The organism is Hymenobacter agri, from assembly GCF_054778495.1.
Map to the genome: position 1 here is coordinate 1 of NZ_BAAGZM010001024.1, position 990 is coordinate 990.

General features: G+C 65.7%; 1 protein-coding gene and 1 pseudogene. One reads left to right on the forward strand and one right to left on the reverse strand.

The genetic code is table 11. The features are described from left to right. Nucleotides 1–606 (forward strand): MGH1-like glycoside hydrolase domain-containing protein (locus ACYVDE_RS24190; protein ID WP_460504076.1); only part of this gene is annotated, 606 nt, incomplete at its 5' end. Nucleotides 607–704: 98 nt separating this feature from the next. On the opposite strand, the pseudogene ACYVDE_RS24195 reads toward ACYVDE_RS24190, so the two are convergent. After that, nucleotides 705–990 (reverse strand): annotated as a pseudogene (locus tag ACYVDE_RS24195) (NmrA family protein); the annotation flags it as partial.

Genomic DNA, 990 nt, shown 5'->3' on the forward strand with positions numbered 1-990 from the left:
CGCTGGCAGGAGCCCGGCCATGGCGCCCGCCACCTGCTGGCCCTCATGCGCCGCAGCCGCCTGCGCCACGTGCTCACCCGCATGCTCGACGAAAGCGAATTCCTCTCGCCGCACGGCATCCGCTCGCTCTCGCGCTACCACCTCAACTACCCCTACCGCTACCACCTGGGCGAAAAAGACAGCTTCGCGGTGCACTACGTGGCCGGCGAGGCCGACTCCGACATGTTCGGCGGCAACAGCAACTGGCGCGGCCCCGTGTGGTTCCCGGTCAACTACCTCATCATCGAGTCGCTGCAACGCTTCCACACGTACTACGGCGACGGCTTCACCGTGGAGTACCCCACCGGCTCGGGCCAGAAGCACACCCTGGCCCAGGTGGCCGATGCCCTCTCGGCCCGCCTCGCCCGCCTGTTCCTTAAGGATGAAAACGGCCGCCGCCCCGCCCTCGGCAAGTCCGAAATTGAGCAAACCGACCCGCATTTCCGCGACAACCTGCTTTTCCACGAATACTTCCACGGCGACGACGGCCACGGCCTGGGCGCCAGCCACCAAACCGGCTGGACCGGTCTGGTAGTGCGGTTGTTGGAAAAGGCGGAGGTGAAGTAGGAGGGAAGGAACGGTTAAAAGCCCGTCATGCCGAGCGCAGCCGAGGCATGACGGGCTTCTGCTAAAAGTGGCTACTCGCTGCTAAAGCTACGCTAGTGTCAGTTGCCACCCTGCGCCAGCACGTCCCGCACCTTCGTCCATCGAATATCGGGGTACCGGTCGTTGTCGAGCGGCTCGGGCAGCTTGGCCTGCCCGCTCAGCATGTTGTGCAGGTACTGCATGCCCTGCCAGGGCGGAAAGACTTCATCGGGGGCCGGCACCAGCGTGCGCGTCACCTTTATCATGGTGACCAAGAAGCTCAGGCCGCCCGCCCGCAGCAGCTTGAATTCCCGGCCCGTGGCCGCGCTGGCCGCCGCCCGCAGCTGCCGGATGCTGGCCACTTCG